Source organism: Micromonospora sp. NPDC051227, assembly GCF_044455385.1.
Taxonomy (GTDB): Bacteria; Actinomycetota; Actinomycetes; order Mycobacteriales; family Micromonosporaceae; genus Micromonospora.
Map to the genome: position 1 here is coordinate 67,555 of NZ_JBITET010000006.1, position 15,190 is coordinate 82,744.

The following is a 15,190-nucleotide window of genomic DNA, read 5'->3' on the forward strand; positions in this document are numbered from 1 at the left end:
GAAGGATCCGAGACCTCCGATTGGGACAGCCCGGCCTGACAGCACGAGCGTTTGTCAGACCCGGATAGGTCGTGACCGGTCGTGTCAGGTTCGCCCTTGTCTTCATCACCGCCGGCACGCTGACGTGGCTGTCAGATCGGCCCGATTGACCGAAGCTGTCAGGTCAGGGGTGGGTTCGATCGGCCTGTCAGCAGCGCACTGGGGATCGTCAGTACGCCCGCCGGCCCGGGGGCCACCACGCCCATGACCGACAAAAATCATCACCGTGCGCCGGTTCCCGTGGGGGACGTGGTGCCCGGCGACCCACCCGTGCCGATCACTGTCTGGCCGGTCCCCGCCCCGCACGAGGGGGAGGCCATGTCCAATGCGATGGGCGTGCGGTTGGTCCACAACCTCACCCATCCGTCTGACCTGATCATCGACCTGGTCGAAGGACCGCAGTTGGCGCGCGCGATCATTGCGGCACACCGACGTAGTCATCTGCAGGCGGCCCGCCCTCCGGTCGGTTGGGGCCGCGAGTCGGCGACGCTGATCGTCACTGGCTGGCCGCTTGCCGACGCCTCTCCGACCGAGTTCTTCCTCCGCTGCCGCGCCCATCTCGCGCCGGGCGGCTGCGTGGCGGTGTTGCTGGCCCACGGCGACGTCTCCCTGCCGGTCGACGTCGTCATCGCCGCGAAGCGGGCCGGGCTGGCGTACCTGCAGCACATCGTGGCGGCCGACCGGCCACCCCGGCGTGGTCAGCAGGCGCAGCTGGCGATCCACACCGACGTGCTGATTTTGACCCGCAGCGCGATAGGGGGCGGGGACGCCGATGGCTGAGAGCCTGCCTATCACCTCGGTGTGGCTGACCTGCCAGATACCCGCCCGCGACCAGCGAAGAGGCCGCTACGTCCGGGAAACCTCCAGCCATCCGGCCAAAATGTTGCCTCACCTGGCCGCGCACGCCATCGGCAAATACACGGCGCTGGGCGACGTGGTGTTTGACCCGATGTGCGGGTGCGGCACCACGTTGGTGGAAGCCATGCACGTCGGCCGGCAGGGCATCGGGATCGACATCGAGCCCTCCTACACGGCACTCGCCGAGGCCAACGTCGCCCTCGCCGCGTCGCACGGCGCCGCCGGCACGGCCACGGTGATCACCGGGGACGCCACCAATTTGCTCGATCTAGTGCCCGCGTCGGCGGTCGGCAGGGTGAGTCTCGTGCTTACCTCGCCGCCGTACGGGCGCGGGACGCATGGACTCGTACAGACGTCGAGGACCGGTGTACGCAAGCGGGACCACCTGTATGGGGACCGGGAGCGTGGCAATCTCGCCTATGCGGGGTGGTCCCGCCTGCTCGGCGGGTTCGCCTCCATCCTGTCGGCCAGCTACCAGCTGCTGCGTCCCGGCGGAATCGTGGTGATCACCTCCCGGCCGGTACGTCGGCAACGCGATGACCTGATTGACCTGCCCGGCGAGCTGCTCGCCGCCGCGCAATCGGTGGGGCTGGTCCCGGTGGAGCGGACGGCGGCGATGCTCGCCGCCGTCCGCGACGGGCAGGTTGTGCACCGGGCCAGCATGTTCGGAATGATGGCGGTCCGCCGCAGCCGCGACGACGGTATCCCCGTGCACCTGGTTGCGCACGAAGATGTGCTGGTCCTCCGCCGTCCTTAGGAGCCTTACCAGGTTCAGGACTATCGGACCTGGCAAGGCCGACGCCGATGAGGGCTTGGCCAAGCCGCTGACGAGATCAGCTTGTCTGGCCTCAGTCCCGTCCCGGCAAGTCCTGCTGAGTCAGCAGACCCGACACGAGGTCGCAGGTTGCGGGGCTGTCAGGTTCGGCCAGTAGGCCGATCCTGACAGCCCCGCCGCCGGCGCTCCCGGACCGGCTAGCTTGAGGGCTCTCCTTACTTTCACCTGCCTCTGATCTGACGCCTCGCGCGACGGCATCGCGCCCACCAGCAACGGTCGGCCGCCGCCGCCAGCCTCGGACCTGGCACGCACCAACCCCACGCCCTCGCCCATTCGGGACCAGGGTGCGGCTCATCCATCCCTCAGGCGGCCACCAACCGGTGGCCGCCTTCTTGCTGTCCTACGGAGGACAACATGCGTCGTCCCACCCGACACCTGACAGACGGCGAGGTCCAAGCCGACCTCCGTCACCCCACCTCGCCCGACCTCCTATGCAGCACAATCGCGGTGGTCGTCGAACCCGCCGACGTGCATCCGGCTCACGACATGCCCCCTGTTCAGGTGGCTGCACGCGCCAGGTTGGCCACGGGCATGCCCTCGGTTACTACCGGCAGCCGGGCGGTGCAGCGATGACCGGCGGAAGCCCGGCGGACCAGGCCCGTGCTCTGCATGCCGAAACGACGGCTGCCATCGAGCAGCGGACGGCGCTGGCCGTCGAGGCCCGGTCCGTCCTCATCGCCGCATTCCACAGCAGGCTGATTTGCCGGCCGGGATGCGAGGACGCTCTCGCGACATGGGGCCTGGATCCGCTGCCGCAACGGTGGACCATTTCCGGCGAAGCGCAGCTGTCGTACACGCGGTCGCACACCAACCATGACGAGGCCCGCGAGCAAGCGCGCTGGGGTGTACCGGACGAACTGCGCCAGCTGCAGCCGGCGATTGCCGTCTACCCCCAACACGTCATCGACGTTGCACGCGCGCCCGGCGGCGACGCACCTGGGCGGCAGCGGTACCGCACCACCGTGCAGGTCATGCTCCACACCTGGGCCACGGCGGTCCGGCAGGCGGACGCGCGCGAGATCGCTCGCACGACGATGGACATCCATCTGCGGGCGCTGGCTGAGGCCGGCATCACCCTGGCCACGCCGACCTGGCAGTGCACCGACAGCCCTGACGAGGCCACGCCGGACCCCGTCGGCATACATGCGCAACCCGCGGACGGCGCGGTCCAGTTAACAGGCGGCGATGAGCTTGCCGCTGCGACGGCGGCGCGTGATGCCGCCGTACAGGCCCTCGCGGGCCTGCGGCGAAGCATCCGGGCTCGTGCGATCCGCGCCCTGGTCGACGACGAGTTCGGCGGCGTACACCAGCACGCGGCTCAGCGGGTCAACCAGTTCCTCGTCGGTCTCGGCCTCGACCCCCTGCCTCAAGCACACCACATCACGGTGATCGCCGACCTCACACTGCCGGTCGGCGACGGCACCGCCGAGGATGCCGGCGACGCCGCGCGATACAGGATGCGCGCCGCCACCACGATCAACCCGGACGAGGCACGGCCGTGGACCGCGTACGGCTGGAGCATCCCTCAGAACGCCACCGTCGATCAGGACGGATGGCGAATTCATTGGCGGCACGAGTACGAGATGTGGCTACGCGGACACGACACTCCCGCCGACGCCACCACCGCGGCCGAAGCCCTCGTCCACGCGGACTTGACCCGGGCACTGGCCAGAACCGACCACTACCTGGTCACGGTGACAGCCAGCGTCGAGAGCCAGGGCATCGATTTCTACCTGGACCCCGACAGCGACTGACTCGTCTGCCGCCGAATCTCTACGTCCCTGAGCAGACGCCAACGGACTGCCTCCCACGGGCCGCCCTCGCTTGGCACCTGTTTCCGGATCGGCGCTATGTGCGACGACTGCGCCTTCCCGCCGGCTTTCCACCCCTCTACCGACCCCCCCCACTGACGGGAGATCAACGTGTCGTTCCCCGACAACAAACTGACGGTCCGATCCTCAGCTGACCTGGCGACCGCGGTGCCGTACCTCATCGGCTTTCATCCCAGCGACGGCAGCATCGTCGTGATCGCCTGCCGAGACCGGCGCATCGTGTTCGCCGCCCGAGGCGACCTGCCAGCCCTCGGATCCCCCGCACATCACCTGCGCGACCTCGCCGCTCACCTCGTCCCGGTCGTGCAGCGGCAGCAGCCGATCACCGACCTCGTTATCGTCGGCTACGGCGCCCAGGGACACATCGACCCGGCACTGCGTGGCGTCGGCGACGCGTTCGCCGCCGCCGGCCTGACCGTGCGGGAACTGCTGCGGGTCACCGAGAGCCGCATCTTCAGCCTCACCTGCGGCGATCCCGGCTGCTGCCCACCGCAGGGAACCCCCGTCGAACCCACGACCTCGCTCTTGGCCGTGCACGCGACCGTCGCCGGGCTCGTCGCGAGGCCGGATCGGGCGGCAGTGGCCAGCCGCTTCACCACAGTCGACAGCACCGGCGACGGCATCCGACACGCCACGACCGAGGCGACCGCCCGCATGACGGCCTTGGAGACCAGCGGCAGCGCTGCGGTGTACGAGGCCGGCGTGCATGCGGTCCGAAGCGCGCTGCGACACAACGACGACGGCAGGGGTCTTACCGACGACGAGGTGGCCTGGCTGACCGTGCTGCTGACACACCGGCCCGTGCGGGACCTCGCCGTTGATCTCACTCAACCGCACGACCAGCACGTCACCTTCTGGGCCGAGGTCACCCGCCGCGCCGACGAGGCGCTCGTGCCGGCGCCCGCGACCGTACTCGCGCTCACCGCATGGCGCTGCGGCGACGGCGTTCTAGCCCTCATGGCCGCCGAACGTGCCCTGCAGATCGACCCCGACTACCAGCTCGCCGACCTGCTCCTGCAGGCCCTGCACGTCGGTCTGCCGCCCTCCGACTTCGAGCAGGCGGCTAGCAGCAACCAGCCCAGCCCTTCAAGCCCGAACACCCTTACCGAACAGGAGTAACACGGTGGATCCCATTCGCAGCATCCTGCTGTCACTCGCCCGCACCGCCGAAGAAGCCCGACTGCGCTGGAACGCCAACCGCGCCGCCCTGCGCGCCCGCGGAGAAACGCCCTTCCGCGACGAGGCATTCGCCTACGACGCCCAAGCCAACCTGTGCCTGATCACCGCGATCACCGCGGCCAACCTTCCAGCGAACTTCCGCCTCTACGACACCACGCTGTCCCGAGACCCGCTCACGGCAGCCGCACAACTTCGCCAGGTCACCTCCGCCTACGACCATAGCGGCCCGATCGAGGCCGCACACGAGGCCGCGCGCCTGGCCTACAAAGCGGCGTTCGCCGAATCACTTACCGCCCAGGAGCAGCACTACGTCGACCTGCTCGTCGACCTGCCCGCCGCGCGACGCGACAAGATCATCGAAGTGGCGGAGGAACGCTCCCGCCACCTCCCGGAATGAGCATCGGCACCCCCGCCGCCGGCACCCCATCTGCCCTTCGGGCAGGGGCGCAGTAACACACGCTGCACCCTCCTCGACTGCCGCGGAGCAGACCCCGCCGGCGCCCGACAGTGTCGGCCACGACGGGGGAGTGAGCCACGGCGACGCAACCCGCAGCCCGGCACATCCACCCAGACCAGCGGCCCACCGCAGCAGGACCTGCTTCGGACACAGGTTGCGCCGGGCATGGGCAGCAAACCCACGAAAGGCACTGATGAGCCTGTACACCCTCACACCCAAACCCGGGTTCGAGCGGTACACCATCCAGGTCGGCTGGAACCCGCACCGCACGTACTTCGCGACCGTCGTCGACTTCACCTGGGACCCGGTCACCGAACCCCACCACCAGCCCGACACCATCCACCTCGGCCGGATCGAGACGCTTCTCGACCCGGCCGAGGTGCTTATAGCCGTCGCGCCCTACGCCGAGATACCAGCTGACCTACCCGCCAGACTTCGCGCCGACCAGGCCGCTCATCCGGTGCGCCGCTGACACCAACTCCCGGTCGCTTGACGTCGCATCGCGCGCCAGCGGCGGCAACCAACTCGCAAGCACGCCATCACGAGCACTGCTGACTGAACCGCCCCGATGACGCCTCCGAGCCGAGGTCGTCGTCATCACCGATGCCGTGAGCCCGAGCGGCACGAACCCGTAACCCGGCCCGCCGTAGGCGGGCCGTCTTCGTATCAGGACCCGGGACGCGCCGCCTCGAAACGATCGCGTCCCGGGTTCTCCTGCAAAGGAGGAACCCAGTGTCCCTACCACTGATCATGATCGCCACCACGGTGGTGGCGCTCGCCTTGGGCAGGCTCACCGCCTGGCCGACGATTCACAGCCTCCGCACCCAACTCGCCAACGCCACCTGGTCGATGCTCCACGACCCGCTCACCGGCATGCTCAACCGCGCCGGCCTGCAGGCCGCACACGCGACCCTCGCCACAACCACCCCCGCGCAGCCCGTCATCGTCGCCCTGATCGACCTCGACGACTTCAAACGCGTCAACGACACCCACGGCCACGACCAGGGAGACGACCTCCTCATCCAAGTCGCCGGGCGCATCACCGACATCGCCGCTCTTCACGGAGGCGCCGCTGCACGGCTCGCCGGCGACGAGTACGCCGCACTCCTGCCGGCCCGCATCAACGACCTGGACCGTATCGCCGACACCATCGCCACGATCATCGCCCAGCCCGTCGCGCTTTCCGCGGAGGGCAGCCCTGCCACGGTCACCATCACCGCCAGCGTGGGCCTAGCGCTCGTCACCACCAGCGACCCCTTCGCTGAAGTGGCCCTGCACCGCGCCGACATCGCCATGTACCACGCCAAGCGAAACGGCCGAAACCGCCACGCCATCTACCAGCCCGGCATGACTATGCCGCCCGCACAGCACCGTCGCGGACCCCGCCTCCGCGACCAGCGCCAGCCGACCGGCGAGGCCACGGCATGACCGCCCCGAACGACGAGATGGCCTGCCAGACCTGCCTCTCCCCGCTGAACACCCTCGGCATACCCCCCACCTACGCACACCCGACCCACCTCGCCACGGACGGACACGAACCAGCGCCCGTCCCGGTCAGCCAGCTCGACACCGTCCGCCGAAGCTGCGACTTCTGCGGCGACCCGCACCCCATCTGGACGCTGCGCGGCGGCGAGGTGACCGCCATCGCCATCGGCTCCACCGCAGGGCTGGTCCAAGACTTCGGCGACTCCTGGGCGGCCTGCGCGGCCTGCCAAATCCACATCGACGAGGGCCGCAGCGACAAGGTCATCGACCGTGCGGTTCGGGCGCTCGGCCTCGCCAACCATCCTCACGTACGAACTCGAATCGAGCAGCTGCATCAAGCGTTCCTCAACGCCCGACTCGCCGGCCGAACGCTCATCACGACGACAGCGTGGCCGGCAACCACCATCACCGCCGCAGAGTTGCCCAAGGTCCGTGACCGGCTCACCCGCTTCTATCGAGGCGCGGACAACCTGCCCGCCACGCTCGGAATCACCGACACACGTCAGCAGATAGCCACCGGTCTCGAGCGATCACACCTGTACTGGATCGACAACGACTTCACCGACCTGGCTGAGCACGCCGCAGGACAGCTGCCCGACGTACGCATCAGCCGCGACCTCATCCCCTCGGCCGACGGAATGCTCATCTGGCCCCGGCCAGTGACACACCGCCAACTCACTGCCGCATCCTGGGCCACCACCACTCACGGCCGGACAATAGTCCTCTACCGCACCATCGGCGGCGGACTGCACGGCAAACCGCTGCAACGGCTACGCGAACAGGTCGGCTGGCTCGCACCGATGAGCGCAATCCACCTCCCCGAACAGCATTCGACACCCGCTGACCATCCGGCGGCAGCGCTGGTCGCGACGTGGCTGCTGATCGCCCAGCAAACCGCAGACGTCACCACGGCACGAGTCGACAGAGCCGTCGCCAAGACCTACGCCCGCACCAACCGACCCGTACCCGAGGTGCGCATCGTGCGGATACGCGGCCGCCGCACCAGTCCAAGGCCGGACGCCGAGAAGGTGCCAGGCAGCCCTGGGGGCCCTCAAGCCAGTCGGTCCTGGGTCTCCGGACATTGGCGCAACCAAGCCCACGGCCCTGGCCGATCGCTGCGCCGCCCCGTCTACATCCACCCCTTCCTCAGGGGTCCCGACGATGCGCCGATCAAGTTGAGCACCACCGTACGCATGCTCAGCAGCCGTCAACCCAAACCCCAAGATCGCAAGTAGATGGCGATGTCGGCGGTGGCACGGTTCCGTCCGTCCCGCCGCCGGCATCGACGCCTGATCGTCCAAGACGGCTCGTATCCAACTAATAGGCAGGAGAAGATGAGTCATGCCCGAGGCCTTCGTAGCAGAGCCACCGTGCGCGGTTTGCGGACGACCGGCAGCACACATCGAACTCGTCGCACCCGGTACTCAGCCCGCAGACTGGCCGCGCTGGTCACCGGCGCAGCGCGACGCCTACAACGCCGCGCGACAGCGCGACGGAGGCCAGCAGTGGTGGCTGCTGTTCTCTGGGATCGAGGCGGGCAACGGACTCGGTCGATCGGTGGATCTGGCGCATGCGGATCGGATCGCCGTCGCCTTTACCCAGCCGTACCGGTACGCCGCCGTTACCGGAGCCGGCTTCTACGACGACGCCGGATTCTGCGGTCAATGCGACGCCCCGTTCTGCTATCACCACTGGAACGTCTCCAGCACCGGCTACGGAACCTGCCCTCAAGGCCACGGCAAGAGCCTCGATCCACACTGGTGGCCCGACGATCTCTAGAGCACTAGAATCCGTCGACCGACCTGGCCCACGAAGACGATCCGTGAGGACAGCATCCTCCGACGTCGGCAACCGTACTGGTGCCGAGCTGGTCGTAGCGGCACATCAGCCTGTCTGCGTGTGCTCGCACTGGCACCCCGTCAACCGCCGCGGTGGTGGGGATAACGCGACGAGCGCGCCCGTACGCCGGCACCAACCGCTGCAGGTACGAATCGGCACCCCAGCACGCGCTCACCTGGCTGCTCCTAAAGCGGCTTGCTTGAGAGCGCTTCGTTCACACCGAAGAGGTCGCTGGTTCGATACCAGCATCGCCCACCCTTAGTTTGTGCAGTTCAGAAGCCCGTTACCAGCTCAACTGGTAACGGGCTTCCCCGTTTGGGCGGCTTACATTGGGAGCAGATTGGGAGCAGCGGTCCGCAGCCCGGTTGTGCGGCGGTCGTTGCGATGGTCGGGGATATGGGTTTCGGTGCGGGCCTCCCTCGGGCTGGTTGGCGGAGATCGGCGGTCTCTCGGCTTGTGGCCAGGGGGCCATTCGATTCGGTAGCGACGCTGCGGACCTCGTGCTGTGAGTTCCTCTGTAGAGGCCTCGGTTGCGCTCAACGGCTGGCGACCGATTTCCTGCCCGCGTTGATCAAAGCGGCGGCGCTGACGGTGATGGCGGCTAGCTTCCTCAAGGGCACGTGTGTTTCGCCGTTGCGCCTGCGTCGCAGGGCTGTCGCCGCTGACAATCAGCGATCCAGGAGTGGAGGCGGCTTGGATGGAGAGTCGTCGTAACCGGCTTGAGCAGGTGCGGCTGGCCGGCCCAACGCTGTGGTAGGCGTGGCAGCCGTTCTCTCCATCCGTCGCGGCCTGGCCGACGGATCACATGCCCAGAGGATTCGATGGACAGGCGTTGGGTCTCTGGCGCGAGGTCGGGGTTGGGTTCGGTTGGCCGGGCGTGGTGAAGCGGGGGTTGCGCCGCATGGGGTAGATGGCCGGGCCATCGGGCAGGTTGATGGTCGGTTGTGGTGTGTACCCGTGACGGAGGTACGTGTTCTGGGTGTCGGTCGTGGTGCTGGTCCAGGACAGCAGGTTCACGTGGTCGAGTCGGCTGCGGTGGTGGTTGAGCAAGGCGGTGCCGTGAACGGTGCCTCGGGCTTCGGTTTGTACGGCAAGGAACGCGAGATGGTAGTGGGGTTCGTCGGGTCGTTCTGCGGCGAGGAGTCGGTCGAGTAGGCCGAAGCGGGCGGCGTGGGGGCCGGCGGTGTCGCTCAGGCGGGTGGGGTAGTTCGCTGGTGGCGGGAGGGGCCTATATCGGTGGAAGCCGACGGTCGCGGCGGTGGTGTCGTCGGTGAGGTGGATGTCGCCGTAGAACATGGCGTGTTCGATCCAGATGCCGAGGACGTCGGTGAGGATCCGCCGGCGTGGTCCTGGGTCGGGGATCAGCCACATGGCGAGAGGGCTCGGGGCCAGAGCGTCGGCGATGAGGGCGGCGACAGTGTCTTTGTCTGCCCAGCGGGCGGCACGGATGCGCGGGACAGTGGCCATGGCGGTTTCTCTCTAGCTTGGGGTGGGCGGAGTTCAGGAATTGCTACTGCTGGCGGTACAGGTGCGCACAGGACCGGGTGGTGGTCGCTGACCACGAAGCCCGTCCGCTCGCTGCGTGGTGGCGATGGAGCGTCGCTCGATCGTTCGCCGACGTCGCGTGGAGGATCATTGGGCCGCGGATGGCGCTGTGGGTGGCAGTAGCGCCGATGCCGCTTCGCCCTGCTCTGTCGGTCCCACCGTCGGCAGAGACGTGGCAGTGGTGAAAGGCATGGGTAGTGATTGGCTCCGCCCGGTGGCACTCGCCGAGTTCGGAGTAGCTGCGACGCTGGCGATAAGGCCGAGCGCACTGACGGCAGCGGTATTGCTCACGGTTCGCCGACCGCCGAGTGAGGCTTGTCGGTCGCGGGTCGCGGGTCGCGGGTCGCGGGTCGCGGGTCGCGCGTGCGGTTGGTTGTTCACGGTGAGCTTTCTCGAGATGCGGTGGATGGGCTAGCGGTAGGTGGCGGTGGCGAGGTCACCGACGGCGGCGTCTACGGCGGCGGTGATGTCGCGTACCGGTTGGTAGTGCTGCGCGGCGATGGCTTTCAGGCGAGTGGTCAGGGTGGTGGTGTCGTCGTCGAGGTAGAGGTGGTGGGTGAGGCGAAGGTCGGCGACGAGGCCGGCGAGGGCGGCGGTGTGGTTGTCGGGTTGTTCGTGGCCGGTGGCGAGGTAGCGCAGGCGGGAGCGGGCGATGACGGCCCATTTGGTGTCGGTGGGTAGGTAGGCGTCGGCGCGGATGAGGCCGAGGATGCGCCGTCGGGTGTGGTGGCGCAGGATTCCGCCGGCGACGAGTCCGGCGCGGGTGCGGTCGTAGAGGTCGTCGGAAAACCCGCGCAGCCACACCCGTAGGGGTGGGTGGGTGTGGCGGATCGTGGCGGTCGCGGCGTCGGCGATCAGGTCCCCGACCGGGCGGTCGATGTGCGGGTGGATCCGTTGGTGGCTAGCCGGGCGGGTGTCGTCGTTCGGGTCGAGGGTCACCCGCCCGGCCAGGTACAGGTCGATCAGGACCGCGCCCGCGAGCCCGAGGGTGAGGGTCTGCCGGTGCAGGTGGGGGTGTCCGGTGTCGTCGTCGTGGCCGAGGAGGAACAGGTCATCGCGTAGCGGCAGGCGCGGGATCGACGCGGTCATCGGCGAGTTCCTACCGCAGTCCGGCGGTGAGCCGCCGGAGCCGCTCGTGTGCGCCGCCGTATGCGGGTCCGGCGGCGGGAAGCAGGGTTTTGTCGATGGTGGCGAGGACGGTGTAGTTGGGGTCGCACACGTTGCCGATCGGTGCCCGTCCCGCCTGCGACACGAGTTGGTAGGCGTCTAGGGTTTCCAGGCCGGTCAGGGCGCTGGCCCAGCCGACGAGGTCGTGCTGGGCGATGCGGTAGGCGTCCTCCAGGGGCCTCGCGCAGCCGATGGTCAGGATGTCCCGGTCGGTCTCCAACCTTGGCCACCGTGTGGTGACGCCTTTGATGACGGCGATGGCGATGGTGGTGGTCGTGGCGATCTCCACGCCGACGCCGCAGGCCTCGCCTTCGCCCTGGCGGGCGTGCCCGTCGCCGAGGGCCAGCATCGCCCCGTGGACGTTCACCCCGAGGTAGAGGGTGGTGCCGGCGCGCAGGTGCGGGGTGTCGAGGTTCCCGCCGTGGGTGTCGGGCACGAGGGTGGAGCGGGCCTCGAACGCGCCGGGGGCGACACCGATCGTGCCGATCATCGGGTCCAGCGGCAGGTCCACGCTGTGGTCGCTGCGGGTGGCCTCGAACCGTACGGTCCCGGCGCGCCGGTCGATGCCGTACACCCACACCCGCTCCTCCAATGGAGGCTGCAGGGTGGCGGTATGGGAGGTGGAGGTCAGTGCCCCGAAGTGCGGGAACGTCGAGGACACGCCCCAGTCGCGGGCCGGGGTGATGGCGGCGAGGTGGACGGCGAGGGTGTCGCCGGGCTCGGCGTCCTCTACGAAGAACGGCCCGGACACCGGGTTGAGGTACGGCATGCGGCACACCTGCGACGGCAGGTCCGCCGGCCCCCTCACGAGACCACCGAAGCAGTCCTCCGTTACGACGGTGAACACGTCCCCGCCGCGCAGGTGCGCGACCGGCATCCGACCGCCGAAGGTGTATGCCAGCTCGTCTCGGGCGGGCCGGTAGGTGAAGGTGTCCATGCTGGTCACACCCGCTCCACGTGACGTGCCTGCGGCTGCGCGGGCGCCAACCCCGAGAGGGCAGGGCGGCGGCCGGACAGGTACAGGCCGGCCAGGACGATCATCCCGAGGGCGAGCCAGGCCAGGCCGAGGCGCTGGGCGGCGATGTTGGCGTTGACGACCACCCACACCAGGATGGCGAAGCCGACGGCGGGCATGACCAGGTGCGCCCACCAGTTCCCGCTGCGCTCCCGGATGAGGTGATGCACCACGACCGAGACGTGCAGGACCAGGAACGCGACCATCGCCCCGAAGTTGATCAGCGACGACAGCAGGGTGATCCCATCCGCACGGGTCGCCATGTACAGGCCCAGTGCCAGGGACACCGCGCCGGTGAGTAGCGTCGCGTTGATCGGCACGTTGCGCCGGATCGACACCCTCGCCAAGAACGCCGGCAACTGCCGGTCCCGGGCCATCGCGTACAGCAGCCGAGACGTGGCGACCTGCGCGACCATCGAGTTCGGCAACCCCCACGCGATGGCTGTCGCGACTGCGCACAGCGTCGCCAGCGACCCCCCGCCAGCCACGGCAGCGACGTCGTAGAAGGCGGTCCCGTTCGGATCACCCTCGGCGAGAAGCACGGCCGGGTCGGGGACGAGCATCGCCGCGAGCCATGTCTGCGCTACGAATAGCACCCCCGCCAAGACGAGAACCGCGGCCATCGCGCGGCCGATCTGCCGGGAGCCGCCCCTGGTTTCCTCGGCCAACATCGAGATGCCATCGAGACCGAGGAAAGACAGCACGGCGATCGACACCGCACCGGCCAGCACCGACCAGGTGAACGTGTCAGCGCTGTAGAACGCCGCCCAGCTGAACCGGCCCCTACCCGAGGCAAGGGCCCAGCCAGCGACGGCCAGGAACACCGCCAGCACGATCAGCTCGCCGATAAGCATCACCCGGGTGACGACCGCGGTCATGCGGATGCCGACCGAGTTGACGATCGTGTTGACCGCGACGAACCCGAGTAGCCACAGCCACACCGGCGCCGCTGGGATCGTGGCGTGCATCGCCACGGACGCCACCAGGTACAACAGCCCTGGTACGAGGACGTAGTCCAGGAGGATCACCCAGCCGGCGAGGAACCCTACCGGCGGGCTGATGCCGCGCCCGGCGTAGTTGTAAACGCTTCCCGACATCGGGAACGCCTTCACCATCTGCGCGTACGAGAACGCGGTGAATACCAACGCCACCACACCGACCGCGTACGCCAAGGCGACCAGCCCACCGGAGCCGGCGTAGACGCTGCCGAAGATCGCCATCGGCGCGATCGGCACCATGTACACCAACCCGTACGCGACCAGATCCCGGAACCTCAACTGACGAGACAACTCCTGGCGGTATCCATAGCGGGCCAAATCCTGCTCGTACACAACATCCTCCGCGGGTCTCAATAATCAGTGAACGGAATATCGCGTCTGCCAAATACGCCGACCGAGTGGAGCAGGCCATCGATGCACCTGCTCGTGGACAGGCCCGTCGGCGAAGAGTTGCCGGCCGATCGACGCCAGCAGTTGCGGCGTGATGACCGAAACCAGCGGTGGGATCAGGAGGGGCATGAGCCTCTCGGCAGAAGGCACGGCGAACCTTCCCTCGGTGAGTTGGCATCGCTGGCTGGTGACTACAGTGCAGCGGCGGCGATGGCGCGGACATAGAGCGACCTAAGACGAAATTGATCAATGTCGGCCAGTCCTGCCAAGCGGTTCTGACAATCCACTGACAATCCCGGCATCGCCAACATTCGCCGTAGATACATGTCAGCGGATTGTCGGAGATGAACGGCAGCCCTTATCGACACGACCACCGACGGCTTCTGATGTTTGAGTCAGCGCCCGCGTCGACGTCGCTGGCGATGAGGGACCGCAGCCGCGATGCGGCTTGACGGTCTGCCGTGTCCACGACCCCTTGGGAGGGCATGCACCATGACCATTTCATCCATGCCGGAGGTCGGAGAGGTTGGCCGTCGGGCCGCCGAGATCCTCGACAAGATGCAGGCGCACCCGGCCTACGGCCGTCTGCAGAGCTCGTCGATGAAGTACTCCACCTGCTGGGCCACATTCACCGGCTACCCGGCAATCAGCCGTTGGTCGCTGGAGCGCGATGCCGCTCCGCTGCTGGACGAAGCGCTGCGCGTGCTGGCGCTCAAAGCTGCCGTGTTCGATCTTTCCGGCGGCGACGAGCACGCCGCTGAACTGCTGGTGCCGGCGCCGGTGGACGAGATGATCCACGCCGTGCTGGCCCAGTTCACGCTGATGACGCGCCTCCAGAGGGACTTGGGCGTCACCTTCCCTCATGCCACCGAGTTGGAGGAGTTCACCTACATCCGCGGGGGCATCACGGACGCCTACTACGCCGCCGCCGGGTGGGGAGAGCAGCCACTGCGGTACTGGCTGGACTCGGCCGAGGTGAATCGACGTCTCGGCCTGCTCAACGAGCGCTACCAGGCCGCTGGTCTCGGCCGGGATGGACGCAGCCACGACTTCGACTTCGACCGGGACGAGCCGCTCGCCGCCGGGGTCAGCGGTTAACCAACTCCACCGACAGCACCCGCCGCAGGGCCGTCACCGCTTCCTTCGCTCCGAACCGTTCGGCGGCCAGCCGCTCGGCTTGGGCGACAGCGGCGAAGATCCCTTCGGCGGGTGCCTGCCGCAAGACGGCTACGAGCCAACCATCCAGATCGACCACGTCGGCGGGCAACTCCAGCGCCGCCGCCGTCGGTGCCGGTCGGGGCGCCTGCTCGGGGACCAGTTCCCCCTGCGAGGCGTACCGGCCGGCGGGAAGGCCCACCCGGAACGGATGAACGCAAACGGCGACACCGTCGGCGGTTGCCCGCCATCCCAGGTCAGGTCGGTACGCGAATTCGGGTCCCGGCCGGTCGATGACATCGAACTGGCCCGGCCCGAGTTGCTGAGCCGGACACACCACGCAGGTCTGTTCACGCCACTGCGGAAGGGGCCCCGACATGCCGCCGATCGTACGGC

15 protein-coding genes are annotated in these 15,190 nt (G+C 68.3%); 10 read left to right on the top strand and 5 right to left on the bottom strand.

Annotation, left to right across the window (positions count from 1 at the left end):
* Nucleotides 1-357 precede the first annotated feature (357 nt).
* From ACIA47_RS17160 to ACIA47_RS17200, 9 genes are all read left to right on the top strand, one after another.
* Entirely contained in the window at nt 358-819 is a 462-nt protein-coding gene (locus ACIA47_RS17160) for a hypothetical protein (protein WP_396708923.1), read from the top strand.
* Nucleotides 812-1,654 (top strand): TRM11 family SAM-dependent methyltransferase, encoded by an 843-nt coding sequence (locus tag ACIA47_RS17165; protein WP_396708925.1) that lies wholly within the window; start codon nt 812-814, stop codon nt 1,652-1,654. The genes ACIA47_RS17160 and ACIA47_RS17165 overlap by 8 nt, the downstream gene beginning before the upstream one ends.
* Before the next feature lie 647 nt (nt 1,655-2,301).
* Complete coding sequence (locus ACIA47_RS17170; protein WP_396708927.1) at nt 2,302-3,486, top strand: hypothetical protein; 1,185 nt, start codon at nt 2,302-2,304, stop codon at nt 3,484-3,486.
* A 168-nt stretch (nt 3,487-3,654) separates the two neighbouring features.
* On the top strand, nt 3,655-4,683 hold the full coding sequence (locus ACIA47_RS17175; protein WP_396708929.1) for a DUF4192 domain-containing protein: 1,029 nt from the start codon (nt 3,655-3,657) through the stop codon (nt 4,681-4,683).
* A 4-nt stretch (nt 4,684-4,687) separates the two neighbouring features.
* Entirely contained in the window at nt 4,688-5,140 is a 453-nt protein-coding gene (locus ACIA47_RS17180; protein ID WP_396708931.1) for a hypothetical protein, read from the top strand.
* A 253-nt stretch (nt 5,141-5,393) separates the two neighbouring features.
* Entirely contained in the window at nt 5,394-5,672 is a 279-nt protein-coding gene (locus ACIA47_RS17185) for a hypothetical protein (RefSeq protein WP_396708933.1), read from the top strand.
* A gap of 278 nt (nt 5,673-5,950) precedes the next feature.
* Nucleotides 5,951-6,628 carry a GGDEF domain-containing protein gene (locus tag ACIA47_RS17190; protein ID WP_396708935.1) on the top strand — a complete coding sequence of 226 codons (678 nt, stop codon included), beginning with the start codon at nt 5,951-5,953 and terminating at the stop codon, nt 6,626-6,628.
* Nucleotides 6,629-6,834: 206 nt separating this feature from the next.
* On the top strand, nt 6,835-7,920 hold the full coding sequence (locus ACIA47_RS17195; RefSeq protein ID WP_396708937.1) for a hypothetical protein: 1,086 nt from the start codon (nt 6,835-6,837) through the stop codon (nt 7,918-7,920).
* Between the two features lie 106 nt (nt 7,921-8,026).
* Nucleotides 8,027-8,464 (top strand): hypothetical protein, encoded by a 438-nt coding sequence (locus tag ACIA47_RS17200; protein ID WP_396708939.1) that lies wholly within the window; start codon nt 8,027-8,029, stop codon nt 8,462-8,464.
* A gap of 861 nt (nt 8,465-9,325) precedes the next feature.
* Here ACIA47_RS17200 and ACIA47_RS17205 read toward each other — a convergent pair.
* From ACIA47_RS17205 to ACIA47_RS17220, 4 genes are all read right to left on the bottom strand, one after another.
* Nucleotides 9,326-9,991 (bottom strand): N-acetyltransferase, encoded by a 666-nt coding sequence (locus tag ACIA47_RS17205; protein ID WP_396708941.1) that lies wholly within the window; start codon nt 9,989-9,991, stop codon nt 9,326-9,328.
* A gap of 489 nt (nt 9,992-10,480) precedes the next feature.
* Nucleotides 10,481-11,158, bottom strand: coding sequence for a GPP34 family phosphoprotein (locus tag ACIA47_RS17210; RefSeq protein ID WP_396708943.1), 678 nt, complete (start codon nt 11,156-11,158; stop codon nt 10,481-10,483).
* A gap of 10 nt (nt 11,159-11,168) precedes the next feature.
* On the bottom strand, nt 11,169-12,182 hold the full coding sequence (locus ACIA47_RS17215) for an acetamidase/formamidase family protein (RefSeq protein ID WP_396708945.1): 1,014 nt from the start codon (nt 12,180-12,182) through the stop codon (nt 11,169-11,171).
* Nucleotides 12,179-13,582, bottom strand: a complete 1,404-nt coding sequence (locus tag ACIA47_RS17220; RefSeq protein WP_396708947.1) for an APC family permease — start codon at nt 13,580-13,582, stop codon at nt 12,179-12,181. The genes ACIA47_RS17215 and ACIA47_RS17220 overlap by 4 nt, the downstream gene beginning before the upstream one ends.
* Nucleotides 13,583-14,146: 564 nt before the next feature.
* Here ACIA47_RS17220 and ACIA47_RS17225 point away from each other — a divergent pair.
* Nucleotides 14,147-14,737: a hypothetical protein gene (locus tag ACIA47_RS17225; protein ID WP_396708949.1), complete on the top strand. Its 591-nt coding sequence runs from the start codon at nt 14,147-14,149 to the stop codon at nt 14,735-14,737.
* Here ACIA47_RS17225 and ACIA47_RS17230 read toward each other — a convergent pair.
* Nucleotides 14,727-15,173 (bottom strand): hypothetical protein, encoded by a 447-nt coding sequence (locus ACIA47_RS17230; RefSeq protein ID WP_396708951.1) that lies wholly within the window; start codon nt 15,171-15,173, stop codon nt 14,727-14,729. The genes ACIA47_RS17225 and ACIA47_RS17230 overlap by 11 nt on opposite strands.
* Nucleotides 15,174-15,190: the final 17 nt, after the last annotated feature.